The following is a 24,004-nucleotide window of genomic DNA, read 5'->3' on the forward strand; positions in this document are numbered from 1 at the left end:
AGAGACCACGATGTCGTTCAAGAAGCTCCTGATTGCCAATCGCGGCGAGATCGCCATCCGCATCGCGCGCGCGGCGGCCGACGCCGGCATCGCGACGGTTGCGATCCACCCCGCCGACGATGCGCTGTCGCTGCACGTGCGCGTTGCCGACGAAGCGGTCGAAATCCCCGGCCGCGGCGCCCGGGCCTATCTCGATATCGATGCGGTGGCGAAGACGGCGACGGCGGCTGGCTGCGATGCCGTGCATCCCGGCTACGGCTTTCTCAGCGAGAACGCGGCATTCGCCGAGGCTTGCAGCGATGCGGGCATCGTTTTCGTCGGGCCGAAGGCCGCGGCGCTCGAACTGTTCGGTGACAAGGTTGCGGCACGGCAACTGGCAAAGCGCTGCGGCGTCCCCATCATCGCCGGCACCAGCGGGCCGTCCTCGCTGGAGGAGATTTCGGCGTTCTTCACTTCTCTGGGCAGCAAGGCGGCGATCGTGATCAAGGCGATGGCAGGCGGTGGCGGCCGCGGCATGCGCGTGGTCGAGAACGCGTCCGATCTCGCGGAAGCCTATGTGCGCTGCCAGTCGGAGGCGAAGGCGGCATTCGGCTTCGACGGCGTCTACGCCGAGCGGCTGATCCGGCAGGCGCGCCATATCGAGGTGCAGATCATCGGCGACCGCCATGGCGCGATCTCCCATCTCTGGGAGCGCGAATGCACCATCCAGCGGCGGCACCAGAAGCTGATCGAAGTGGCGCCGAGCCCTTCGCTGAGCGATGCCCTGCGCGGCCGTATCATCGAGGCGGCGAAGCAGCTCGCGGCAGCCGCGTCCTACGATAGTCTCGGTACATTCGAATTCCTGATCGACGGCACCGCCGAAGACAGCTTTGCCTTCATCGAGGCTAATCCGCGGCTCCAGGTCGAGCATACCGTGACGGAAGAGGTGCTCGGGCTCGACCTCGTCCGCGCCCAGCTCGCGGTCGCTGCAGGCAGCACGCTGGCCTCGCTGGGTCTTGCGCAGGGTTCGATCCCGAAGCCGCACGGCTATGCCATGCAGCTCCGCGTCAACATGGAGACGCTGGACGAGACCGGCGCGACGCATCCGACCGGCGGCGTGCTTGCCGTGTTCGAGCCGCCGTCGGGCCCAGGCGTCCGCGTCGATAGTTTTGGCTATGCCGGCTACAAGACCAGCGCAGCTTTCGATTCGCTGCTGGCGAAAGTCATCGTGCATACGCCGGGCGAGGCCTGGCATGACGTGGTCGCCAAGGCTTCGCGTGCCTTGCGCGAGTTCCGGATCGACGGCGTCGTCACCAACATCGCCTTCCTCCAGGCCGTGCTCGCGCATCCCGATTTCAGGACCAACCGCATCGCGACCGATTTCATCGATCGCAACATCGCAAGACTTGTCGAAGCCGCCGATGGCGCAGCCAAGCCGCTTTACTTCGCTGCGACCGAGCGAAGCGGCACGCTCGCCGCTGAGGCGCACGTCGCGCAAGTCGTACCCGAAGGCGCGGTGATGGTTGCGGCGCCGCTGCAAGGGACCATCGTCACCATTCAGGTGAAGGAAGGCGAGATCGTCCGCCCCGGCCAGCAACTCGCCGTGATCGAATCCATGAAGATGGAGCATCTGATCATGGCCGAGCAGGGCGGCCGCGTCATGAAGCTCGTCGCCGGCGATGGCGTTACGCTGCTGCATGGCGAGCCGATCCTGTATCTCGAGCCGCTCGACGTCGCGGCTGATAGCGCGGCGGCGGAATCGGAGATCGATCTCGACCACATCCGCCCTGATCTTGCCGAGCTGATCGCGCGCCAGGCCAACACGCTTGACGAGAACCGCCCGGCTGCGGTCGAGCGCCGCCGCAACACCAACCAGCGCACCGCGCGCGAGAACATCGCACAGCTCGTCGACGACGGCTCCTTCATGGAGTATGGCAGTCTCGCGATCGCGGCACAGCGCCGCCGCCGCAAGCTCGACGACCTCATCAAGAACACGCCGGCCGACGGCCTGGTCATGGGCGTTGCCACGGTCAATGCCGAGAAGTTCGGCGCCGAAGGCGGCCGCTGCATCGTCCTGGCGTATGACTATACCGTGCTCGCGGGCACGCAGGGCCACATGAATCACAAGAAGATCGACCGCATGCTGACGCTCGCGGAAGACTGGCGCGTGCCGCTGGTGTTCTATGCGGAAGGCGGCGGCGGCCGACCCGGCGATACCGACCGGCTCGGGATGACCGGCCTCGACGGTCCGTCCTTCGTGCAGTTCGCAAGACTGTCGGGCCTTGTGCCGGTGATTGGCGTGGTCTCCGGCTATTGCTTTGCCGGCAACGCGGCGATGCTCGGCTGCTGCGACGTCATCATCGCCACCAAAAACGCTTCGATCGGCATGGGCGGTCCCGCGATGATCGAGGGCGGCGGGCTCGGCGTCTATCACCCGGCCGAGGTGGGCCCGGTTTCGTTCCAGTCGCCGAACGGCGTCATCGATATATTGGTCGAGGACGAGGAAGAGGCGACGCGCGTCGCGCAGAAATATCTGTCCTATTTCCAGGGCGCGGTGACCGAGTGGGAAGCCGCCGACCAGCGCCTGCTTCGCCGCGCCATCCCCGAGAACCGATTGCGCGTCTACGACATCCGCGACGTGATCGACCTCCTCGCCGACGAGGATTCCGTGCTTGAGCTGCGCCGCGATTACGGCGTCGGCATGATCACCGCGCTGATCCGCATCGAGGGAAAGCCGTTCGGCCTCATCGCCAACAATCCGCGCCATCTCGGCGGCGCCATCGATGCCGATGCCGGCGACAAGGCTGCGCGCTTCCTCCAGCTCTGCGACGCGTTCGATCTGCCCATCGTCTCGCTCTGCGACACGCCCGGCTTCATGGTTGGCCCCGAAGCGGAGAAGACTGCGATCGTGCGCCACGTCTCGCGCATGTTCGTCACCGGCGCGAGCCTCACCGTGCCGCTGTTCGGCATCGTGCTGCGCAAGGGCTATGGTCTCGGCGCGCAATCGATGATCGGCGGTGGCTTCCACGCCTCCTTCTTCACCGCGGCCTGGCCAACCGGCGAGTTCGGCGGCATGGGCCTGGAGGGCTATGTCCGCCTCGGCTTCCGCAAGGAGATGGAGGCGATCGCCGATCCCGAGCAGCGCGAGACCTATTACCGCAATAAGGTTACCGAGCTCTATGCCAACGGCAAGGCGGTCTCGATCGCCTCGGTGTTCGAGATCGACAACGTCATCGATCCCGCCGAGACGCGGCGCTGGATCATGGCGGGGCTGCGCTCCGTGCCGAAGCCCGAGCCGAGGACGGCGAAGAAGCGGCCGTGCATCGACACGTGGTGAGGGCGGTGCAGCAATGCGCGCCGTAAGTTTCTAGCGAACTCGCCTCCGCACCGTCATGCCCGGCTCGTCCCGGGCATCCACGTTCTTTCGCACGCGCTGAAATACGTCGATGGCCGCGACGAAGCCCCGCCATGACGGCGCTGAGGCATCGCGCGATACAACTGCGTCCCCGGTTTCCGATTGACATCCCCGCCTGTGGTGCCAGACTTTGCACAATAATACAGGGTGGAGACGTCCGCGATGGCCAGCCTTTCGGCCTCGAACCATGTCGCCCGTGTCTTGTCCGTCGCCAACCACGTGGCCGACGTCGATGCCTCTTCGCGGATTGCCAATTCCTGGCGGCGGTGCCTCGTCAATCACAAGCTCGATCCCGCCCGTCAGGGCCCGCCGCAAACGCTGACCGAATCCGAGATCCGGCATGCCGCCGAACCGATGGAGGAGACGATCAGGCTCGCCACGCCCGAGCTCGAGGATCTCGCCCGCGTGCTGCGCGACGCCGGCTATTGCGTCAATCTCGCGGATGCGAACGCGACCATGCTGTTCAGCCGCCTGCCGGGCGAGGCCGACGCAAGGATGTTCCTGGACTGGAAGATCTACACGGGCTCGAACTTCGCCGAGACATTTGAAGGCACCAATGGGCTCGGCACCGCGCTGGCCGAGGAGAAGCCGATCCTGGTGCATCGCGACGAACATTTCCGCGCGCAATGGCACATGTTCTCCTGCGCCGTGGCGCCGCTGTTCGACCAGGCCGGGCGCCTCGCCGGTGCCATCAACATCACCTCCTGCCGCGAGGATCTGGAGCGCGCCGCACATCAGCTTGCACTCGCGGTGACGATGGAGGCGACGCGGCGGATGGAGGGCGCGATCTTCCGTGGCCATTTCCGCAACGCCTGGATCGCGACCCTGCCCGGCGACGGCGGCAGCGGCCTCGTCGCCTATGACGACGACCGCCGCATCGTGGGCGCCTGCCGTTCCGCGCGTGCGCTGCTGGGCCTCACCGATGGCCTCATCGCATCCGGCATCGATCTGTCGCGCTACATCAAGCTCGATCATCACGCCGCGCGCGGTGCGGACGAGTTGGTCGAGCTGCGCCGCGCCGATGGCAGTCCGTTGGGACAGGGGCGCGTTGCTCCGCCGCTGCGTGCAAGGTCGCATGTGCCGCGCCGCGATGCGCCTGCTGGCCGGTTCGATGCCCTGCATCGGCTTGCTGGACGCGATCCCGGTCTGATCCGAAGCGTGAAGCGGCTCATGAGCATCGGCGATCACAATCTGCCGGTCCTGCTGCATGGCGAGACCGGTGTCGGCAAGGACGTGTTCGCGCGCGCCATCCACGCCGCGAGCAATCGTGCGCGCAACAATTATGTCGCGCTGAATTGCGCGGCCATGCCCGAGAGCCTGATCGACGCCGAACTGTTCGGCTACGAGGCCGGCGCCTTCACCGGCGCGCGGCGCGAGGGCTCGAAGGGCCTGATCGTGCAGGCCGATGGCGGCACGCTGTTCCTCGACGAGATCGGCGATATGCCGATTGCGCTCCAGACGCGCCTGTTGCGCGTTTTGGAGAACCGCGAGGTCTGGCCGCTCGGCGCGCTCAAGCCTGTCGCCGTCGACATCCGCCTGATCAGCGCCACCCATCGCGATCTCGGCCGCATGGCGCAAGAGGGCGCGTTCCGCGCCGACCTCTATTTCCGCCTGCGCGGCCTCGAGGTGCACCTGCCGGCCTTGCGCGAGCGTGCGGACCGCGGCGACATCATCCGCCAGATCGCGCGCGAGGAGGCGCCGAACTGCCGCCTTTCGGACCAGGCCTGGTCGCAGCTCGCGACCTATCCGTTCCCCGGCAACATGCGCCAGCTCCGCCACGTGCTACGGCTCGCCGGCTGTACGGCGGAGAACGGTGTGATTGCCGACTCCGACCTCGATCTGCCGCCGTTTGGCGGGAGGGCGGAGCTGGATCTCGCGGCAGCCGAGCGCGCGACGATCGTGGAAGCCCTGCGCCGGCATGGCGGCCGCGTCACCGAGGCCGCACGCGCGCTGAAGCTGAGCCGCGCGACGCTTTATCGGAAGCTCAAGCAGTTGAATATCGAGACGGCGCAGTAGGGCTCAACTGCATGTGGCGAGGGGGTCTTCCCCCTAAAGCATGATCCGGAAAAGTGCGAAGCGGTTTTCCGGAATGATCATGCAAACAACAAGCTAAAGCGCGATGACGATTCATCCAAATCTCATCGCGCATTAGGAAGAACGCGAGCGCTCGTCACGAAAAATCCGTCCAGCTCAGATGCCGCGCATCGAGGTCGCCGAGCGCGACCATCTCGCGGATCTCGTGCGGCGTATGGAAATTGCCGCGCAGATAGACCAGCGGCTTGGCGGCATCCGCATGCGAGACACCGCGGACCTCACCGACGAAGATCGAATGCGTCTTGGTCTCGAACTCCTGCGCCAACACGCAGTCGAATGCCGCCACCGCATCCGTCAGCACCGGCGCGCCGGTGGCGCCGCGTGTCCATTGCCCGAAGGCAAAGCGATCGTCGCCGTTGACGCCCTTCTGGCCGCTGAAGGTGAGCGCCAGCAGCGCGTGTTCCTCGTGCAGGAAATTGATCGCAAAGGCGCCTTCCTCGCGGATGCGTGCATGGGCGCTGGCATTGCGGTTGACGCAGACGATCAGCGACGGCGGATTGTCCGACAGCGAGCAGGCCGACGTGACTGTGAGCCCCGTGCGCTTGCCGTGCTCCGCGCCGACCGTGACCAGCGCCACGGCGCCGGCACATTGGCGCATGGCCTGCTTGAAATCCTTTGCATCCACGGACACGCGGAAATCTCCCAAATGAATGCGGGTGCGGCACGATCGCGCCGCACCCGCTGCGGGTCAAGCCGCCTTCTTCGCGGAGCCGAGATGCGCAAGACGCGGCATCACCTCGTTCTTCAGCAGCGACAGCGAGTGATGCCAGGCTTCGGCCTTGTGCTTGTAGTCGAAACCGAACACCAGCAGCACGCCGAAGCCGCCGACCTCGTCGTAGATCTTCTCGATCTTCTCGGCGACCGTCGCAGGCGAGCCGACGATCCAGTTCCGCTTGGCGCAATATTCGACGGTGACGTCGCTGTCGGGCACGTCGGGTGCGTGCTTCAGATAGTCCTTGAAGCCGAAATGGCCGAGCAGCGGCAGGAAGTACTCGTGCATCATCCGGCCCATCATGTCGCCGGTCGAGAGCTTCCAGGCCTCTTCATCAGTGTCGGCGACGAACACTTCACGCACGAGACGCCAATCCTGCCGGTTCGGCTTGCGCCCGGTCTTGGCCGCGCCGATCTCGACCGAGTCCCAATGGCTGGAGACATAGGCCGGGTTGAGGTTGAGACTCATCGGGATGAAGCCGCGCTCGCCGGCGAGCTTCAGCGTGTCCGAGTTCTTGGAAAGCCCGGCGACGCCGATCGGCGGATGTGGCGCCTGCAGCGGCTTGATGTGCGGCTTGAGGAAGTCGAACATCGTGTCAGGCTTGGTCACCGTCCAGAACTTGCCCTTGTGGGTAAAGGGTGCCGGCTCGGTCCAGAGTTTGAGAATGATCTCCAGCGCCTCGCGGGTCATGTCGCGATTCTGCCCGCTCATGCCGTCGACGTTGAACATCGCCCAGTCACTCGGCAGCCCAGAAGCCGCGACGCCGAAATTGAGCCGGCCCTCGGAGAGATGGTCGAGCATGGCGACGCGGTTGGCGAGCTCGGCCGGATGGTGATAGGGCAACAGGAAGCCGCCCGGTCCGATGCGCAAGCGTTTGGTCTGCATCAGCGCCTGCGCGATCAGGAGGTCCGGCGTGGGATTGGGTTCCCAGGGTGCGGTGTGGTGCTCGCCGACCCAGGCCTCCTGATAGCCGAGTTCGTCGAGCCAGCGCATGACTTGCAGGTCCCAGTCGTTCCCTTCCTTCAGGCCGCACTCCGGCGGATGCGAGGGCATCGTGAAATAACCGATCTCCATGGGTTTCCTCATCTGATGTTGACGCGTCTTGCCGCGCGTTGACGGATTGAGTGACCCAGCTTGAGCAAGCGGTGTGCCAGCGCGGCGGGGTCTCAAATTGAAGAGAAAGGGCTGGTTTGCCCGCGCAATAGCCGGTATCTCGACGGGAGCCTGCAAGACATCGTCTCATGTGTCGCGAGACGGCGTCTTAGCCGTGAGACGAGGACGAGACCTGACATGACCGAACCCGCTTACGTCGCGGTGGACTGGGGCACCAGCAGCTTCCGGCTCTGGCTGATCGATCGCGCCGGCCAGGCGCTGACCGAGCGCCGCAGCGGCGAGGGCATGCTGGCCGCGGCCAAGGCTGGCTTTCCCACCGTGCTGCAATCGCATCTTGCGGCCGTCGAAGCGCCGGATCATCTGCCGGTGCTCGTCTGCGGCATGGCCGGTGCCCGTAACGGCTGGGTCGAGGCCGGCTATGTCGACACGCCGGCGCCGCTCTCCGCCGTTCTGAAACAGGCCGTGCGCGTGCCGGGCGAGGCGCGCGACATCCGCATCCTGCCGGGCATCGCGCAGCGCGATGCAACAGCGCCGGACGTGATGCGCGGCGAGGAGACGCAATTGCTCGGCGCGCTCGGCCTCGATGCCGCGGGTGAGGCGCTGGTCTGCATGCCCGGCACGCATTCGAAATGGGTTCGCGTGACGGACGGGACTGTCGAACGATTTTCCACGTTCATGACCGGCGAGCTGTTCAGTGTCGTCTCGCGCGAGACCATCCTGTCGCTCGCGGTCGCCGGCGCAGACGACACTGAGGATGTCGTGAGCTTCAAGGCGGCCGTGAAGGCCGCGTTCGACGCCCCGGCCTTCGCTGCCAACCTTCTGTTCACCGCGCGGTCGCGGCAGCTTCTGTTCGGCGGCACGCCGGCCGCGGCGCGCGAGACGCTGTCTGGCACGTTGATCGGCGTCGAGCTGGCCGCGGGGCTCTCCGGCGCCGTGCCGCCAGCGGGTGTCCAGCTGATTGCCTCGGGGCGGCTTGCGATGCTGTATCGGCTGGGTTTCGAGGCGCTGTCGGTGACCGCAAGGCCCGTCGATGCGGATGAAGCCGTCCGCCGCGGCCTGTCGATGGCGGCCGCCGCGATCTGGACGAAGTGGAAGGATTCTTGAGATGAGCGTTCCCTTTCCGTCGATGAAGCGGCCGCTGGTCGCGATCCTGCGCGGCGTCAGGCCCGAGGAGACCGAGGCGATCGTCGGCGTGCTGATCGAGGCCGGCATGACCGCGATCGAGATTCCCTTGAACTCGCCGGATCCATTCCGCTCCATCGCGATGGCGGTGAAGCGGGCGCCATCAGGCGTGTTGATCGGCGCCGGCACGGTGCTGACCACGGCAGATGTCGATCGTCTCAACGATGTCGGCGGCCGACTGATGGTCTCGCCCAATGTCGACACCGAGGTGCTGGCGCGCGCGCATCAGCACGGCATGATCACGATGCCCGGCGTTTTCTCGCCGACCGAAGCGCTGCTCGCCATGCGATCCGGCGCGTCGAGCCTAAAATTCTTTCCGGCGAGCGTGCTCGGCGCCTCCGGCATTGCCGCAATCCGCGCCGTGCTGCCATCAGGCGTGATGATCGCCGCCGTCGGCGGCGTCTCCGACCAGAACTTTGCGGAGTACATCGACGGTGGTGTGACCGCATTCGGCCTCGGCTCCAGCCTCTACAAGCCCGGCATGAGTGCAGCCGATGTCGCAGCTCGCGCAAAGGTGACAGTCGCGGCCTACGATCGGGCGATTGCGAAAAAGTGAGCCGGAACAGACAAGCCTTGATCGTGTGATAGCTTATTGTCCTTCGCGGTGCCGCGATGTTCGCGCATCGTGCGCATGCGAATGGCTGAAGCAGGAGACCGACATGGCGATCAACAACGTGGCCGATCTGTTCGTGGCAACGCTCGAGCAGGCCGGCGTCAAACGCATCTACGGCATCGTCGGCGACAGTCTGAACGCGCTGACTGAGGCGCTGCGTCGCCGCGGCACGATCGAATGGATCCATGTTCGCCACGAAGAGGTTGCGGCCTTCGCCGCGGCCGGCGAAGCCGAGATGACGGGAAGTCTTGCGGTGTGTGCGGGCTCCTGCGGCCCGGGCAATCTGCATCTGATCAACGGGCTGTTCGATGCGCATCGCAGTCGCGTTCCGGTGCTGGCGATTGCAGCGCAGATCCCCACCGCGGAGATCGGCGGCGGCTATTTCCAGGAGACGCATCCGCAGAACCTGTTCCGCGAATGCAGCCATTATTGCGAACTGGTTTCGGACCCGAGCCAGCTGCCTTACGTGCTGGAGAATGCGATCCGCGCGGCGGTGGGCCTGCGCGGTGTCGCGGTCGTCGCCATGCCCGGCGATGTCGCTTTCCGCAGCCCGCCGAAGCGCGCGCTATCGACGGCGCGCGGGCTTGCGCTGGCTGCGCCGAAGGTCGAGCCGCAGCCCGATGAGCTGAAGGCGCTTGCGAACCTCCTGAACCGCGCCGAGCGTGTCACGCTGTTCTGCGGCCGCGGCTGCGCCGGCGCGCATGCGCCGTTGATGCAGCTGGCCGAAGCGCTCAAGAGCCCGATCGTGCATGCGCTCGGCGGCAAGGAGCATGTCGAGTACGACAATCCTTACGACGTCGGCATGACCGGCTTCATCGGCTTCTCCTCAGGCTACGCCGCCATGCACGCTTGCGACGCGCTGGTGATGCTCGGCACCGATTTTCCCTACAAGCAGTTCTTCCCGACCGGCTGCCAGATCGCGCAGATCGACATCCGTCCGGAAAATCTCGGGCGACGCTGCAAGATCGATCTCGGCCTCGTCGGCGACGTCAAGCTGACCATCGAGGCGCTGCTGCCGCTGCTGAAGACCAAGACGCAGCGCAGGCATCTTGACGATGCCATCGTGCACTACAAGAGGGCGCGCGAAGGTCTGGACTCGCTCGCCAAGGGCACGCCCGGCAGCAAGCCGATCCATCCGCAATATCTCGCCAAGGTCATCAGCGACCACGCATCTGAGGATGCCGTGTTCACTGCCGATGTCGGCACGCCGACGGTGTGGGCGGCGCGCTATCTCGACATGAACGGCCGGCGCCGGCTGATCGGCTCCTTCGCGCACGGCTCGATGGCCAATGCCATGCCGCAGGCGATCGGCGCGCAGGCCGCACAGCCCGGGCGACAGGTGATCTCGCTCTCCGGCGACGGCGGCTTCACCATGCTGATGGGCGATCTCATCACGCTGACGCAGATGAAGCTGCCGGTGAAGGTGGTCGTCTTCAATAATGGCGTGCTCGGCTTCGTCGCGCTGGAGATGAAGGCGGCAGGCTTCGTCGACACCAATGTCGATCTGGAGAATCCCGATTTCGCCGCGATGGCGCGTGCGATGGGTATCTTCGCGAAACGCGTCGAAGATCCCGGCGAGCTCCCTGGCGCGATGAAGGAGATGTTGGCGCACGATGGGCCGGCGCTGCTCGATGTCGTCACCGCCAAGCAGGAGCTGTCGATGCCACCGACCATCACCGCCGAGCAGGTCAAGGGTTTCAGCCTGTGGGTCCTGCGCGCCGTGATGAACGGGCGCGGCGACGAGGTTCTGGACCTTGCGAAGACGAATTTGTTGCCGCGTTGATTCCGGCTGAGGCGGCTCGGCCTCACCTCTCCTGAAGAGAGAGGTCGGATCGCATTGCAAATGCGGTCCGGGTGAGGGGTTGCAGTCTCACTGACTGCTGCGGCCCCTCACCCGGATTGCACTGGACGACGCTTCGCATCGCCAAGAGCATTTCCGACCTCCCGCCGATGGAGAGAGGTGAATACCAATGCGCGTCCTCAGCCGCGCTTCGCCGAGGGTAGCGGCAACCGCTCATGGCGGCGCTGGAAGCGTTGCCAGTGCAGCACGATGCCGATCAGCAGCGCCGGCACAAAGCCGAGCATGATCAGGAAGTGCGGCAGCTCCTTCGGCGAGATGAAGGCGATGGCGATGTCAGAGATCAGCCACAGCGCTGCGAACATGACCGCAAAGTCGGTTCGCGGGCAGCGCAGATAATAAAACACGGCGGTGATGACGATGGCCGGCCCGATGGCGATGGCGATCATGATCGCCGTCAGCTCCTTCGGCGTCAACGCGTCGAGCACCATTGATGCCAGCAGCCAGAGCGCGGCGAACATGGCGACGATGTCGATCGGATGCCGCACGACGGTACCTCTCGTGGAACCACGGTATCGTTGTAGACGCGCGCGTCGCCCGTCAAGCCCCAATGTGGTGAAGATCAGGCACTCCGGGTCGCACGGCAACGCCGGGCCGGCAACGTAGGCTGCTGACTCATACACCCGCGGTTCGCCTTGCGCCACCGGCCAGGACGCGCATATTTGCGATCGTGCGCTCGATGTGTCGGCATTCCAAGATCTGGCGATCGAGTAGACGAAGACGTCTCTCGACGCGCTCGAGCTCCGATTTGGGTGGCTGCATCTTATTCGCGGAGATCCAAGTTGCTAAAGCATGATCCGGAAAAGTGCGAAGCGGTTTTCCGGAAAGATCATGCGTAAACAACAAGCTAAAGCGCGATGACGATTCATCCAAATCTCATCGCGCTTTAGCGCTTTCGGTTCATCCAGAAATCGGTTTAGCCACGGAGCCAAGCCGGTCCGCTCGGCGATCAGCCCACGAATGGCGGTGTCGATGGACTCCTCGAGCAACTCAATCCTCGCCTCGTCGATCGCAGCATCGCGTTTCGACGAGCGGGTGGAGAACCTGGCGACGGCGCGCTCCAGATCGGGCAGCATGATCTCAAGAATGCTTGTGCGACGGCGATGGCGCCGCGATCACGAATCGGAATTTACGGTCGTCGGTGTAGGCTCGTGGTCTTGGGGTAGCGTACCGCCAGATGCGACTTAATCCTGCTCGAGGCCCGGCGTTGACCGCAGCATGAAGTGACCGAAAGCGGTGGCGATCGGCTTGTTCGCATCGTCCTGCCAGGCCCGCGCCTCGAAGGCCACGATGCGTCGGCCCTGCTTCACGATCGAGACGTTGGCAAACGTGTCGAGGGCGCGACCGGAGCGCAAGTAGTTGACGGTGAGGCCGATCGGCTTGGGCGGCGCGGCAGCGCCGAGCTCACGTGCCACGCCGACGATCGCGGTGGTCTCGAGGAAGGCGCCGGTCATGCCGCCGTGGATCGCGGGCAGGATCGGATTGCCGATGATCTTCGGCGAGAACGGCATCGTCAGCGTGCCATTGTCGTTGACGCGGATGCCGAGGCAGCGCGCGAACGGGCTATTCGCAAACGGGCCATCCGGATCCTCCGGCGCCTCCAGAGTCGGGATGCTGCGCAAGTCCATCCGGCGATCGGCGAGCATGTTGGTGCGGTTGGCGCCGATCATGAAGCAGGCGGTCGCGGTCGCGACCGGATCGTCCTCGGATTCCTGATAGGCGGTGGAGCGCACGAAGGCGATCGAGCGCGTGGTGCGGTAGCACACCGAATGCGCCTTGATGTCGAGGCCGGGTGTTGCCGGCTTCTGGTAGTCGATACGTAAGTCCAGGGTTGCAATCGCGCGCGTGCCGTCGAGCGCAAGTTGCACCGCCATGCCGCAGCTCTCGTCCAGCATCGCGGTGACGACGCCGCCATGCAGAACGCCGGTCTCGGTGTCGCCGACGAAGACGGGACGGTAGGGCAGGCTGGACCAGGCCTCGGCCGGCGCGAAGCGATCGAGCTGGAGCCCGCTGATATGGCCGTAATCGGAGCGCCGGCCCTGGATGGCCTCGGCGAGTTCCTCGAAAGGGAGTGCGGTCGGTGTGCTGGACATGAGCAGGTTCTAGACCAGCGCCGGGCGCCGTGCAAAACCCCGAATGGGCGTCGCTGCTCGGCCTGGAGCGGTTTGGCCTCGACAGGGCGGTCCGAAGCGACGATGGTGGGGCTCCGTTCGTTCGACTCGTTGTAAGGAGTGCCCATGGCCGATCCCGAAACGCCCTCGACCGCCCAGGGGCCCGTCACCATTTCGACCTCCAGCGCCGAGCGGGCGCCGATCATCTATTTCGATGGCGCTTCCTGTTTCGGCCACCACAACGGCGCGATCCAGATCGAACTCGCCGCAAACCTGCTGATGCCGGTCGGCGCCGCCGTCAGGGTCGACGTGGTCCAGACCGCGCACTTACGTTGCAGCGTGGCCGCCGCGCTGGCGCTGCGCGAAGCGCTCGACAAGGCGCTCGCGATGTACAAGCAGGGCCAGCAGCAGCCGACGGAGGACATCCCGGCGGTGAAGAATTGAGGCAGAAGCGCGATCGCCTGTCAGGGCAATCCCAGCTTCTCAGCCCACATGCACCTTCGGCTTCTTGCCGCCGTTCCACTTGCCATCGAGTGCGCGTTCGATCTGGGCGGCGAGCTGGAGAAGCAGGCCGTCATTGGCCTGCTTGGCGATCGCCTGGATGCCTAGCGGCAGGCCGTGGTCCTGCGCGGCCATCGGCAGCGAGATCGCCGGCATGCCGCAGAGATTGGCGAGCGGCGTGAAGGCGAAGAAGCGCCAGAGATTGCCGAACCAGTCGAGCACATCGGGATTATCGGAGATGGTGAGGTATTCCTTGGTGCCGACCTTCGGCGTCGGCAGCGCCGTGATCGGCGTCAGGATCACGTCCCACTGCTCGAAGAACGCGCCGAAACCGCGTGAGGTCGTGTTGAATACGCCTTGCATCTTCGCCCGCTCGGCGAAGCTCGTGTGCCGGCCGGCTTCCCAGATCCGGACGTTCATGGGCTCGATCAGGTCTTCCGGCGGCCTTTCCAGCCCGCGCGCGGCCAGCAAGTTGGAGATCACCACCGCGAAGTTCGAGATGTAGCAGGTGGTCTGCGCTGCGAACGCGGCACGGAAATCGAGCTCGGGCAGCGCGTAGTCGACGTGATGGCCGAGGCCTTCGAGGAAGCGACCGGCCTTCGCCAGCTCCGCGGCGATCTCGGGCGTCGCGGTGTAGTCGCCCCATGTATGCGACAGCGCGATGCGAAGCTTTGCCGGGTCCCGCTTGATCATCTCGCAATAAGGCTGCGCCGTGGTCCAGAACGGCATGAACTCGCCCGGCGCCGGTCCCCTCGCGTGATCGACGAAGGCGGCGGTGTCGCGCACGGAACGCGACTGGCAGCCCTGGATCGAGACGAGGCCGGTGAGGTCGGACATGTGCGGCGCCAGCGAGAACACGCCGCGCGAGACCTTCAGTCCGATATTGCCGTTGACGCCGGCGGGAATGCGGATCGAGCCGCCACCATCGGTCGCATGCGCGATCGGCACAACGCCGGCGGCGACCATCGCGGCGCTGCCGGCTGACGAGCCGCAGGTGGTGTAGTCGGTATTCCAGGGATTGCGCGTGACGTAGACGGCGGGATTGTCGGCCGAGCTGCATACGCCGAATTCCGGCGTCGTGGTGCGCCCGATCAGATTGAGCCCCGCCTGACGGAATTTACCTGTCAGGAACGTGTCGGCCGCGGCGCGATTGCCGCGCATCAACAGCGAGCCCATTTCCTGGAGCCGGCCCTTCATGGTCGGCCCGAGGTCCTTCATCAGGAAGGGCAGGCCGCCGAACGGACCCGCAAGATTGGCGCCATCCTTGGCGGGATCGGCGATCACGTCCTCGAACAGCTCGACTACGCCCGACAGTGCCGGATTGACCTTGGCGATGCCCGCGGCGGCCTGCCGTGCCAGTTCCTTCGCCGTCAGCTCGCCCTTGCGGACGCGTCCCGCCAGCGCGACGCCATCGTGCTGCGCCCATTCACTCCAGCTCATCGGCAAAGTCATGAAATCAAATCCCCTCGGTAGCAGCGTCACCTTTTTCGCAAGGGCGGGCGTGAATCAACCGAGCCGGCGCGAGGGGCAGGGTTGCACGGCGCGGTGGGGTCGCCCTATCAGGAAGAGAGCCGCGCGATCGCTGCAACCGGCCCGCCGCCCGCAGGTCCCTGATGCTCGGCGCCGCCGGAGACGTAGACCGCACCATTGCCGGCAAGGCCCGCGAGCAGTCCGCCGACCGCAGCGCGGGCATGGCGCGTCGCGCTGATGTCGGTGTCCTCCAGCATGGTGTGGCGAAAGCCGCGTACGCTGCCGTCAGGCGAAGCCTCGGCCTTGGCGAAGACGTTGACGAGCTCACGGCTTGATTGCGGCGTAGTACCAAGCCCGACGCTGTTCAGGGCCGCCATCACTGCGGCGGCATCGATCGCGTCCTTCATCACGGCGTGCCCGATTTCGAACTCACTTGCTGACGATGTTGAATTGCCGAGCACGATGACGACGTTGTGCATCAGCTCGATCCCGGACGAGGTCGAGGCGACCTTCGAGAACAGGTCGTAGCGCCGCAGCACGTCCTCGTCGCGGATACCAGGCGCGATCTCGCCGAGCGCGACGGCGACGCCGAGCGCGGAAGCGCCGAGGGAATAGGCCATCGAGGCGTAGGCGCTGGTCGTCGTTGTCTTGCTGCCGCGCGCCGCTGCCGCCGCGATGCGATCACTGGTGAGCAGCGGGCATTTGATCTGCACGAAATGGACGTCGGCGGGATCGCTGATGCCGGCGTCCGCCATCGCGGCCTTCACGGCCGTCGCCGTTTCCGTGATCTGCGTCGCGCGGCCGAGCTCCTCAGGGAGGAGGTCCCGCGTCTGCGCCATGCCGATGCTCAGCCGCTTGCCGGAGCGGCCGTCCGGACGAGCTTCGACCGTCCGGCGTGTGAATACCGTGACATGCGGGCTGAGCACGCCTTCGGTGCCGCCGGACATCACGAAGGCAATGCGCTGCTCGACGTCGTGCGGCGGCAGGTTGAGGTGTGGTGCAAGTGCGGTGCACAGCGCGGCAACGGCATATTCCCGCGTAAAGTCGTTGACGCCGCCATTGCCCTCGGTCTTGCCGAGGATCGCGAGGATCGACTTGGGATCGATCGTGCCGGAGCTGATCAGGCTCATGAGGCCGGAGACGTCGCCGGGGCCGCTGGTCGCGATCTTGAAAACGCCGACCGATGTTGCAGGCATACTGGTCCTCAGAGTTCGGTGGTCCGGCGGATCAAGCAGGCGCGGAACGCGGGGCTGATGTCAAGCTGCAAGCGATGCACTTTCACCGTCAGCCTGAAAAAGGTTCACACCCTCTCAGGATGACGGCCGGCTATTCTGGTCTGCCGCGACGCAAGAGAGAAGCCGCCAGCCCCCACGAATGTGGCGAGATCGCATCGATCCAGCAAAAAATCCTCTGTCGAAGGTCCTCCGCCGCACCTTGATGAATCAACCTTGGTTGGTCCATAAGCTCCGTCCCGCGGCCGGTGGTTCGCCCCTGCGCCGCGTGCTTTGACAGAGGGAATCTCGCGTGGCCAACATCAACCAGAAAATTGCGCAGGAGCTTGGGGTTCGCGCCGAGCAGGTCGAGGCGGCGGTGACGCTGCTCGACGGCGGCGCCACCGTTCCCTTCATCGCCCGCTACCGCAAGGAAGCGACCGGTGCGCTCGATGACGCGCAATTGCGCACCCTGGAGGAGCGCCTGGTTTATCTGCGTGAGCTCGAAGACCGCCGCAAGGCCATCCTCGAATCGGTCCGCGAGCAGGGCAAGCTCGACGCCGCCCTCGAAGCCTCCATCATGGCCGCCGACAGCAAGGCACGCCTCGAGGACATCTACCTGCCGTTCAAGCCGAAGCGCCGCACCAAGGCGGAGATCGCCAAGGAAGCCGGCCTCGAGCCGCTCGCCAATCAGCTCATGGCCGAGCCCGGCAACGATCCGAAGGTCGTGGCGGAAGGCTTTGTCAACGCCGATAAGGGCGTGGTGGATGCCGCCGCCGCGCTCGATGGTGCCCGCGCCATCCTGGTCGAACGGTTCGACGAGGACGCCGACTTGATCGGTGCTCTGCGCGAGGAAATGTGGACCAACGCGCGCATGGCCTCCAAGGTGCGCGACGGCAAGAAGACCGAGGGCGAAAAGTTCGCCGACTACTTCGATTTCTCCGAGCCGCTGACCAAGCTGCCGTCGCACCGCATCCTCGCGATGTTCCGCGGCGAGAAGGAAGAGATCCTCGACTTGCAAATTCAAGCCGAGGCCGAAGCGCCGCCGCCGGGCGTGCCGAGTGCCTATGAACTCAAGATCATGAAGCGCTTCGGCATCGCCGATCTCAAGCGCCCCGGCGACCGCTGGCTGATCGACACCGTGCGCTGGGCCTGGCGCACCAAGATCCAGGTCCATCTCAACATCGACCTGCGGATGCGGCTGTGGAACTCGGCCGAGACCGAGGCCGTGCGCGTGTTCGCCTCGAACCTGCGCGACCTCTTGCTGGCGGCGCCCGCCGGCACCCGCGTCACCATGGGGCTCGACCCCGGCTACCGCACCGGCGTGAAGGTCGCCGTCGTCGATGCCACCGGCAAGGTGGTCGACACCACCGCGATCTATCCGCACGAGCCGCAGCGGCAGTGGAACGAGTCGCTGGCGACGCTCGGCCGGCTCGCGCTGAAGCATCGCGTCGAGCTGATCGCGATTGGCAACGGCACCGCCTCGCGCGAGACCGACAAGCTCGCGACCGAGCTGGTGAAGGGGCTGCCTGAGCTGAAGATGAACAAGATCGTGGTGTCGGAAGCCGGCGCCTCGGTCTATTCGGCCTCGGCCTTTGCCTCGGAGGAGTTGCCCGGCCTCGATGTCACGCTGCGCGGCGCGGTCTCGATCGCGCGTCGCCTGCAGGATCCGCTCGCCGAGCTCGTCAAGATCGAGCCCAAGGCGATCGGCGTCGGCCAGTATCAGCACGACCTCGGCCAGGCCAAGCTCGCCAAATCGCTCGATGCCGTGGTCGAGGATTGCGTGAATGCCGTCGGCGTCGACGTCAACACCGCCTCCGCGCCGCTGCTGGCACGCGTGTCGGGCGTCGGCTCCGGCCTTGCCCAGAGCATCGTGGCGCATCGCGACGCCAACGGCCCGTTCAAGTCGCGCAAGGCGCTCAAGGACGTGCCACGGCTCGGGCCGAAGGCGTTCGAGCAGTGCGCGGGCTTCTTGCGCATCCTCGGCGGCGAGGACCCGCTCGATGCCTCCGGCGTGCATCCCGAAGCCTATCCCGTGGTGCGCCGGATTCTCGAAGCGACCAAGAGCGACATCAAGGCATTGATCGGCAACAGCGACGTCGTTCGCACGCTGAAGCCGAAGGATTTCGTCGACGAGACGTTTGGATTGCCGACCGTGACCGACATCCTGCGCGAATTGGAAAAGCCCGGCCGCGACCCGCGACCGGCGTTCAAGGCTGCCGTGTTCAAGGAGGGCGTCGAGGAGATCAAGGACCTGAAGAAGGGCATGATCCTCGAGGGTACCGTGACCAACGTCGCTGCCTTCGGTGCCTTCGTCGACATCGGCGTGCACCAGGACGGCCTCGTGCACATCTCGGCGATGTCCAGGAACTACATCAAGGATCCGCGCGAGGTGGTGAAGCCCGGCGACATCGTCAAGGTTAAGGTGCTGGATTTCGAGGTCGCCCGCAAGCGCATCTCGCTGACGCTGCGCCTCGACGACGAGGTCGGCGCCAAGAAGGACGCCCCCGGCATGCAGCGCGACAACGGCTCGCGCAACGCGAGCCGTATGACCTCGTCGGCGCCGCGCAAGCAGGAGTCCTCCGGCGGCGGCGCGCTCGCGGAGGCGCTGCGCAGGGCTGCGGAGAAGAGCGGCGGTAAGCGGGCGTGACTTCTGCCTCTCCCCGCTCTTTGCGGAGAGAGGTCGGCTACTCGCCGTACGGCAAACTCTCGCCACATCGTCATTGCGAGCGCAGCGAAGCCATCCAGAACCCTTTCGCGGCGGGACTCTGGATTTTGCTTCGTTGCAAGGGCTCCTCGCAATGACGGGGAGAGAGCCTGCCCTCCCTAACACCGGCGTCAGAAACTGGCGCATTTGTAAGTTGATAGGGACAGCCCATTCGCATCTCCTGATCCCCTTCGTGCAGCGGGACTAGCGCTGCACTGCAAGGAGGATATTCCGATGAAGAACAGGCTTCTCACAGGGCTCGTCGCGGCGACAGTTGCTGCGACGCTGGCGGCTGCGGCGCCCGCTCTCGCGCGCGGTGGTTTTGGCGGCGGCGGCCATGGTGGCTTTGGCGGCGGGCATTTCGGTGGTGGCGGCATGCACGTCGGCGGAATGGGCGGGGGCATGCGGGTGGGCGGCATGGGCGGCGCTCATTTCGGTGGCGCCCGCTTCGCCGGTTCCCCGATGGCCGCTCACGCGGCGATCGGGCCGCGCTTTGCCGGTGCGCCGTTCGCGACCCGCGCCGCCTTCGGACCGCGGTTTGCCGGCACGGCATTCCACAGGCCCTTCATTGGCCGACATGCCTTCTTCTTCCGGCATCATCGCTTCCACCGCTTCGCCTTCTTCGGCGCGCCTTTCATCTATGCCAGTTACTATGACGGCTGCTGGCGCAGGAGCTGGACGCCCTACGGATGGCAATGGGTCAATGTGTGCGGGTACGATTGGTACTAGCATCGCCGGACCGCACCATTGTCGCGATCGCCACCGGGCAGTTCCGCTCAGCCCCGGAACGGGATAGTCTGGTGGCGACCGTCGCGCGGAGTCTTGCATGACCGGAGGTCACCGCCGCATCCTGGTCGTCGAGGACGATCCGGAAACCGCAGGCCAGCTCGTCGAGGAACTGACGACCTCGGGCTATGACGTCGATCTCGCCGCCACCGGGCGCGAAGCGCTGAGCCATGGTTCGGCGCGCGACTATGCCGTGATCACAATCGACCGCATGCTACCCGATATCGACGGGATCAGCGTGATGCGCCAGCTGCGCGATGACGGCGTCGCCTCACCCTTTCTGATCATCTCCGCACTCGGCGAAGTCGACGACCGCGTGCGCGGCCTGCGCGCCGGCGGCGACGATTATCTCGTCAAGCCATTTTCCTTCACCGAATTGCTGGCGCGGCTGGAGGCGCTCGGCCGCCGCAGCGAGACCATCGCCAAGGAAACGCTGCTGCGCGTCGGCGATCTCGCCATCGACCTGATCGCGCGTAGCGCGAGCCGCCGCGGCCGCAAGATTCCGCTGCTGCCGCGTGAATTCCAGCTGCTCGAATATCTCGTCCGCAACGAGGGCCGCGTCGTCTCCCGCGCGATGCTCCTGCAGCATGTCTGGGACCTGCATTTCGATCCCTCCACCAACATCATCGACGTCTATGTCGGGCGCGTCCGCCGCAAGGTCGACGACGCCCAGGCTTATCCGCTGATCCACACCATCCGCGGCATCGGATACTGTCTCCGTGCTCCTGGCTAAGACCCTCCGCTCCTCGACCTTCCGCCTGGCGCTGATCGCGATCGCGACATTCGGGCTGATCGTGGCGGCGATCATGGCCTATGTCTATTTCGGCACGCTCGCCTATGTCGAGCGCCGGGTCGGCACTGTCGTCGATCATGACGGTTTCACCGGCATGATCGAGCTCGCGATGGCTGCCGTCGCTGCGCTGCTGCTGGTGCTCGCCGGGCTCGCAGCCGTGCTGGTGACGCGACGCACGGTCGGACGGATCGAACAGATCAACGCCACCAGCCGCGCCATCATGCTCTCCGGCCTCGACCAGCGTATTCCCCTGCGGGGCAGCAATGACGAGTGGGATCGCGTCGCCGAAAATCTCAACCAGATGCTCGACCGCATCGAGACGCTGATGGGCGAGGTCAAGCAGGTCAGCGACAATGTCGCGCATGATCTGCGCACGCCGTTGACACGCATGCGCGGCCGGCTGGAGAAGGCCTTCCACGCGCCGCGCAACAGCGAAGCCGACGCGGCGCTGATCGGCGACACCATCGCCGATCTCGATGCCGTGCTCGGCATGTTCGCCTCCATCACGCGGATCTCCGAGATCGAGACGCGGGCCCGCACCGGTGCCTTCCGCGCGCTTGATCTCGCCGAGATCGCCGGCGAGGTCGTCGAGCTCTACGATGCCGCCGCCGAGCAGGTCGCCACGCGCCTCAGCCTCGATGGTGACCGCGCGGTGGCGATCACCGGCGACCGCGATCTGCTGTTCGACGCCATCGCCAATCTCGTCGACAACGCGATCAAGCACGGCCGCAAGGGCGGGCAGGTGACCGTGAGCTGCCGCAGAGCCGATGGCGGTGCGTTGATATCCATTGCCGACGACGGTCCCGGCATTCCCGCCGAGCAGCGCGATCACGTCTTCAAGCGCTTCTATCGACTCGAGCAGAGCCGCTACACGCCGGGCAATGGTCTCGGCCTCAGCCTCGTCGCCGCGGTCGCGCGCCTTCATGGCGCCGAGGTTGCGCTGCAAGACAATGCGCCGGGCCTGAAGGTCGAGCTCCGCTTCCGGGCGACGTCGGCGCCGTGACGCCCGGCGGTGTCAAAGCTCGATCACGCCACGCCGCGCCGCATGCGCGACCGCATCGGTGCGTCCGGTGGCATCCAGCTTGTCGAGCAGCGAGCCGACGTGGAATTTCACGGTGTGCACGGAGATGCCGAGCTGTCGGGCGATCATCTTGTTGGAGGCGCCTTCGGCCATCAGCGCCAGCACGTCGAGCTCGCGCTGGGTCAGCGCGATGTCTTCGGGCCTGATGCGCGGATCGCGGGCGACAACCGTCACTGAGGCCGCTTCGCCGGGCGCGGCGAGGCGTAACCCTGTGACGTTGCCCAGCAGCTTCGCCAGGCGATCGGCGAGAGCGGGATCGTCGATCTCCAGCGACAGCACGATCTCGGGCGCGTTGTCCTCGCTCACGCCTCAGGCCTCTCGCCGACCGTGACCTTGAAGCTGACCGGCTCGCCGCCGCGGCGGGCGGCGACTTCGACCACCGCGCCGACGCTCGAAGGTCCGAGCGTCCGCGACAAGGCGCGCACGCCGGACAGCTTCTGGTCGTTGACCGCGACGATCACGTCGCCCTGGCGGATGCCGGCCGCGGCCGAGGGGCCGGCCTTGTCGACACTCATCACCATCGCCCCGACGCCATCGTCGAGCCGCACCGGCTGGAGCCCGAGGCCGAGATATCCGCGTGCGATGCGGCCACGTGCCTCAAGCTGCGGCGCGACACGTTCGATCGTCGCCGTCGGAATGACGAGGACGCGCCGCGGCCCGAGCACCGCCATGCCGAAGGCATCGCCCGATGCGTCGAGCGCGAGACCGCCCTGCTGGCTATCGCGCAGGCGAACGTCGAGCTCGATCCGGGCGTCGATGTCGCCTCCGCGCAAGGAGCGCCAGCCCTTGCCGGACGCCGATACCATTCCAAGCGCGGCGCTCGGCGTCTCGCGATGGGTGGCGACCACGATCGACAGCCCGCCGAGGGGCGGGACCGTGGAGGCGAGTTTGACCGGTGCGACAGAGGCCTCAGTGCGCAGCAGCGCGATGTCGGTCGTGTGGTCGCGGCCGGCGATCGTGGCCGCGACCCGGCTGCCGTCAGCGAGGCCGATCTCGACCTCGCCCTCGTCGGCCAGCGCCTCATCGGCAGTGACGATCAGACCGGGCTTCCAGGCAAAGCCGGTTGCGCGGGCGCGATGCGAATGCACGGAGACGACGGAGGGCGCGGTGCGCGCGACCACGTCCGCGAGCGCGGACGACAGCAAGGTCAGAGGAGTTGAATCGGTCATGGCAGGCTCCTGTAGCTGCCCTCAATCTGGGATGCCGCGCACGATTGCGAAACTGGCCGGGTGGCCAGGACCAGAGCAGGGACAGGGCAGTCCGCTGCAGGACCACGGCCGACGAACATGTGATTGGGAGCGCCTCACGGGAACGTGTAGCAATCCCGAAAGTGCGCCCTTTGGCCCCAAGGATTTCAGCGAGCCCTGACTGATGACCATCGATCTCACCCGCCGCACCCTGCTTCAACTGGCCGGCGCCACCTCGCTTGCGATGGCCGCCGCAGCGGCGGCGCGCGCCGAGGGCACACCGCAGGGCGGCGGCCCGACCTATGCCAGCCGCACGCCGATGCGGGTCGGCATGGTGACGCTCCGGGTGAAGAATCTCGAGAAGATCGCGGACTACTACCGCGACGTGATCGGTCTCACCGTGATGGAGCGTTCGGCAACCGGCGCGAAGCTCGGCACGGCTGGCATCAAGCTGCTCGCGCTGGAAGCTCGTCCCGATGCGGCGATCGAGCCGCGCAACGCCGCCGGCCTCTATCACACCGCTTTCCTGATGCCGACCCGCAAGGATCTGGCGCGCTGGCTGGTTCACGCGGCCTCGCATCGCGTGCCGCTGTCGGGCTTTGCCGATCACCTCGTCTCTGAATCCATCTATCTCGACGATCCCGAGGGCAACGGCATCGAGGTCTATGCCGACCGCGACCCTTCGCAATGGCAATGGAGCGAGGGGAGCGTGAAGATGGCGACCGACGAGCTCAACATCCCCGACCTGCTGTCGCTGACCAATACGCGCGTTGCCGACTATGCCAAAGCGCCGGACGGAATGCGCGTCGGCCACATGCATCTTCGCGTCGGCGATCTCGCGCAGGCCGAGAGCTTCTATCATGGCACGGTTGGTCTCGACCCGACCCGCCGCCGCGACGGCGCGGCGTTCCTGTCGTCGGGCCGCTACCACCATCACCTTGGCATGAACGTCTGGCAGAGCCAGGGCGCCGGCCAACGCGATGAGCAGACGACGGGACTTGCCTGGTTTTCTCTGATGATGGCGAAGCCGGAGCTGCTCGCCGCCCAGGAGGAGCGCCTGCGCAAGAACGGTGTGAAGGTCACGGCGCTTGCCGACGGCCTGGAAGCGATCGATCCCTGGGGCACGCGGGTACGCTTGCTCAAGGTTTGATCGCTGGAGCTGGCGTTGGTAATACCGTCGGGTGCCAGCTG

20 protein-coding genes are annotated in these 24,004 nt (G+C 66.0%); 11 read left to right on the forward strand and 9 right to left on the reverse strand.

All coding sequences use genetic code 11. The annotated features are described in order from the left end of the window. The first annotated feature begins 10 nt into the window (after positions 1–10). Both P6U27_RS06205 and P6U27_RS06210 read left to right on the forward strand, forming a co-directional pair. A complete protein-coding gene (locus tag P6U27_RS06205) occupies positions 11–3,316 on the forward strand; it encodes a carboxyl transferase domain-containing protein (protein ID WP_122401105.1) in 3,306 nt (1,101 codons plus the stop codon). A 240-nt stretch (positions 3,317–3,556) separates the two neighbouring features. After that, positions 3,557–5,410: a sigma-54-dependent Fis family transcriptional regulator gene (locus tag P6U27_RS06210; protein ID WP_162500132.1), complete on the forward strand. Its 1,854-nt coding sequence runs from the start codon at positions 3,557–3,559 to the stop codon at positions 5,408–5,410. A gap of 154 nt (positions 5,411–5,564) precedes the next feature. On the opposite strand, the gene P6U27_RS06215 is transcribed toward P6U27_RS06210, so the two are convergent. Next, the gene (locus tag P6U27_RS06215) at positions 5,565–6,119 is read right to left on the reverse strand and encodes a flavin reductase family protein (RefSeq protein ID WP_122406402.1); all 555 of its coding nucleotides are present in this window, start codon (positions 6,117–6,119) and stop codon (positions 5,565–5,567) included. A 57-nt stretch (positions 6,120–6,176) separates the two neighbouring features. Continuing rightward, positions 6,177–7,274: an LLM class flavin-dependent oxidoreductase gene (locus P6U27_RS06220; RefSeq protein ID WP_122401107.1), complete on the reverse strand. Its 1,098-nt coding sequence runs from the start codon at positions 7,272–7,274 to the stop codon at positions 6,177–6,179. Between the two features lie 216 nt (positions 7,275–7,490). Here P6U27_RS06220 and P6U27_RS06225 point away from each other — a divergent pair, with 216 nt between their 5' ends. The 3 genes from P6U27_RS06225 (at position 7,491) to poxB (ending at position 10,891) form a co-directional block, all read left to right on the forward strand. After that, entirely contained in the window at positions 7,491–8,417 is a 927-nt protein-coding gene (locus P6U27_RS06225) for a 2-dehydro-3-deoxygalactonokinase (protein ID WP_122401108.1), read from the forward strand. A 1-nt stretch (position 8,418) separates the two neighbouring features. After that, positions 8,419–9,051: a 2-dehydro-3-deoxy-6-phosphogalactonate aldolase gene (locus P6U27_RS06230; protein ID WP_122401109.1), complete on the forward strand. Its 633-nt coding sequence runs from the start codon at positions 8,419–8,421 to the stop codon at positions 9,049–9,051. 103 nt (positions 9,052–9,154) lie between these two features. Beyond that, positions 9,155–10,891 carry a ubiquinone-dependent pyruvate dehydrogenase gene (gene poxB / locus P6U27_RS06235; protein WP_122401110.1) on the forward strand — a complete coding sequence of 579 codons (1,737 nt, stop codon included), beginning with the start codon at positions 9,155–9,157 and terminating at the stop codon, positions 10,889–10,891. Between the two features lie 197 nt (positions 10,892–11,088). Here poxB and P6U27_RS06240 read toward each other — a convergent pair whose 3' ends face one another. From P6U27_RS06240 to P6U27_RS06250, 3 genes are all read right to left on the reverse strand, one after another. Next, positions 11,089–11,454: a hypothetical protein gene (locus P6U27_RS06240; protein WP_162500547.1), complete on the reverse strand. Its 366-nt coding sequence runs from the start codon at positions 11,452–11,454 to the stop codon at positions 11,089–11,091. Positions 11,455–11,751: 297 nt separating this feature from the next. Next, positions 11,752–12,042 carry a hypothetical protein gene (locus P6U27_RS06245; RefSeq protein ID WP_209296301.1) on the reverse strand — a complete coding sequence of 97 codons (291 nt, stop codon included), beginning with the start codon at positions 12,040–12,042 and terminating at the stop codon, positions 11,752–11,754. A 108-nt stretch (positions 12,043–12,150) separates the two neighbouring features. Further along, positions 12,151–13,059 carry a PaaI family thioesterase gene (locus P6U27_RS06250; protein WP_122401112.1) on the reverse strand — a complete coding sequence of 303 codons (909 nt, stop codon included), beginning with the start codon at positions 13,057–13,059 and terminating at the stop codon, positions 12,151–12,153. A gap of 144 nt (positions 13,060–13,203) precedes the next feature. Here P6U27_RS06250 and P6U27_RS06255 point away from each other — a divergent pair, with 144 nt between their 5' ends. Next, positions 13,204–13,521, forward strand: coding sequence for a hypothetical protein (locus tag P6U27_RS06255; RefSeq protein WP_162500133.1), 318 nt, complete (start codon positions 13,204–13,206; stop codon positions 13,519–13,521). 39 nt (positions 13,522–13,560) lie between these two features. Here the strand turns inward: P6U27_RS06255 and P6U27_RS06260 are convergent, their stop codons facing one another. Continuing rightward, a complete protein-coding gene (locus tag P6U27_RS06260) occupies positions 13,561–15,030 on the reverse strand; it encodes an amidase (protein WP_162500134.1) in 1,470 nt (489 codons plus the stop codon). A gap of 107 nt (positions 15,031–15,137) precedes the next feature. Further along, positions 15,138–16,244 carry a ring-opening amidohydrolase gene (locus tag P6U27_RS06265; protein WP_209296302.1) on the reverse strand — a complete coding sequence of 369 codons (1,107 nt, stop codon included), beginning with the start codon at positions 16,242–16,244 and terminating at the stop codon, positions 15,138–15,140. Positions 16,245–16,572: 328 nt separating this feature from the next. On the opposite strand from P6U27_RS06265, the gene P6U27_RS06270 reads away from it, so the two are divergent. From P6U27_RS06270 to P6U27_RS06285, 4 genes are all read left to right on the forward strand, one after another. Further along, positions 16,573–18,909, forward strand: a complete 2,337-nt coding sequence (locus tag P6U27_RS06270) for a Tex family protein (protein ID WP_407193738.1) — start codon at positions 16,573–16,575, stop codon at positions 18,907–18,909. A 291-nt stretch (positions 18,910–19,200) separates the two neighbouring features. Then, the gene (locus P6U27_RS06275) at positions 19,201–19,695 is read left to right on the forward strand and encodes a hypothetical protein (protein ID WP_209296304.1); all 495 of its coding nucleotides are present in this window, start codon (positions 19,201–19,203) and stop codon (positions 19,693–19,695) included. A gap of 97 nt (positions 19,696–19,792) precedes the next feature. Next, positions 19,793–20,485 (forward strand): response regulator transcription factor, encoded by a 693-nt coding sequence (locus P6U27_RS06280; RefSeq protein WP_122401117.1) that lies wholly within the window; start codon positions 19,793–19,795, stop codon positions 20,483–20,485. Further along, positions 20,472–21,548, forward strand: coding sequence for a HAMP domain-containing sensor histidine kinase (locus tag P6U27_RS06285; RefSeq protein ID WP_129142424.1), 1,077 nt, complete (start codon positions 20,472–20,474; stop codon positions 21,546–21,548). The genes P6U27_RS06280 and P6U27_RS06285 overlap by 14 nt, the downstream gene beginning before the upstream one ends. A 12-nt stretch (positions 21,549–21,560) precedes the next feature. Here the strand turns inward: P6U27_RS06285 and P6U27_RS06290 are convergent, their stop codons facing one another. Together P6U27_RS06290 and P6U27_RS06295 are read right to left on the reverse strand one after the other, a co-directional pair. Further along, complete coding sequence (locus P6U27_RS06290) at positions 21,561–21,932, reverse strand: response regulator transcription factor (protein ID WP_209296305.1); 372 nt, start codon at positions 21,930–21,932, stop codon at positions 21,561–21,563. Next, the gene (locus P6U27_RS06295) at positions 21,929–22,795 is read right to left on the reverse strand and encodes a S1C family serine protease (RefSeq protein WP_209296306.1); all 867 of its coding nucleotides are present in this window, start codon (positions 22,793–22,795) and stop codon (positions 21,929–21,931) included. Before P6U27_RS06295 ends, P6U27_RS06290 begins: the two co-directional genes overlap by 4 nt. Before the next feature lie 202 nt (positions 22,796–22,997). Between P6U27_RS06295 and P6U27_RS06300 the strand changes: the two genes are divergently transcribed. After that, on the forward strand, positions 22,998–23,963 hold the full coding sequence (locus P6U27_RS06300; RefSeq protein ID WP_122401121.1) for a VOC family protein: 966 nt from the start codon (positions 22,998–23,000) through the stop codon (positions 23,961–23,963). The last annotated feature ends 41 nt before the right edge of the window (positions 23,964–24,004 follow it).

It is taken from the genome of Bradyrhizobium sp. STM 3566 (assembly GCF_045571445.1).
In the GTDB taxonomy this organism is placed as follows: domain Bacteria; phylum Pseudomonadota; class Alphaproteobacteria; order Rhizobiales; family Xanthobacteraceae; genus Bradyrhizobium; species Bradyrhizobium vignae.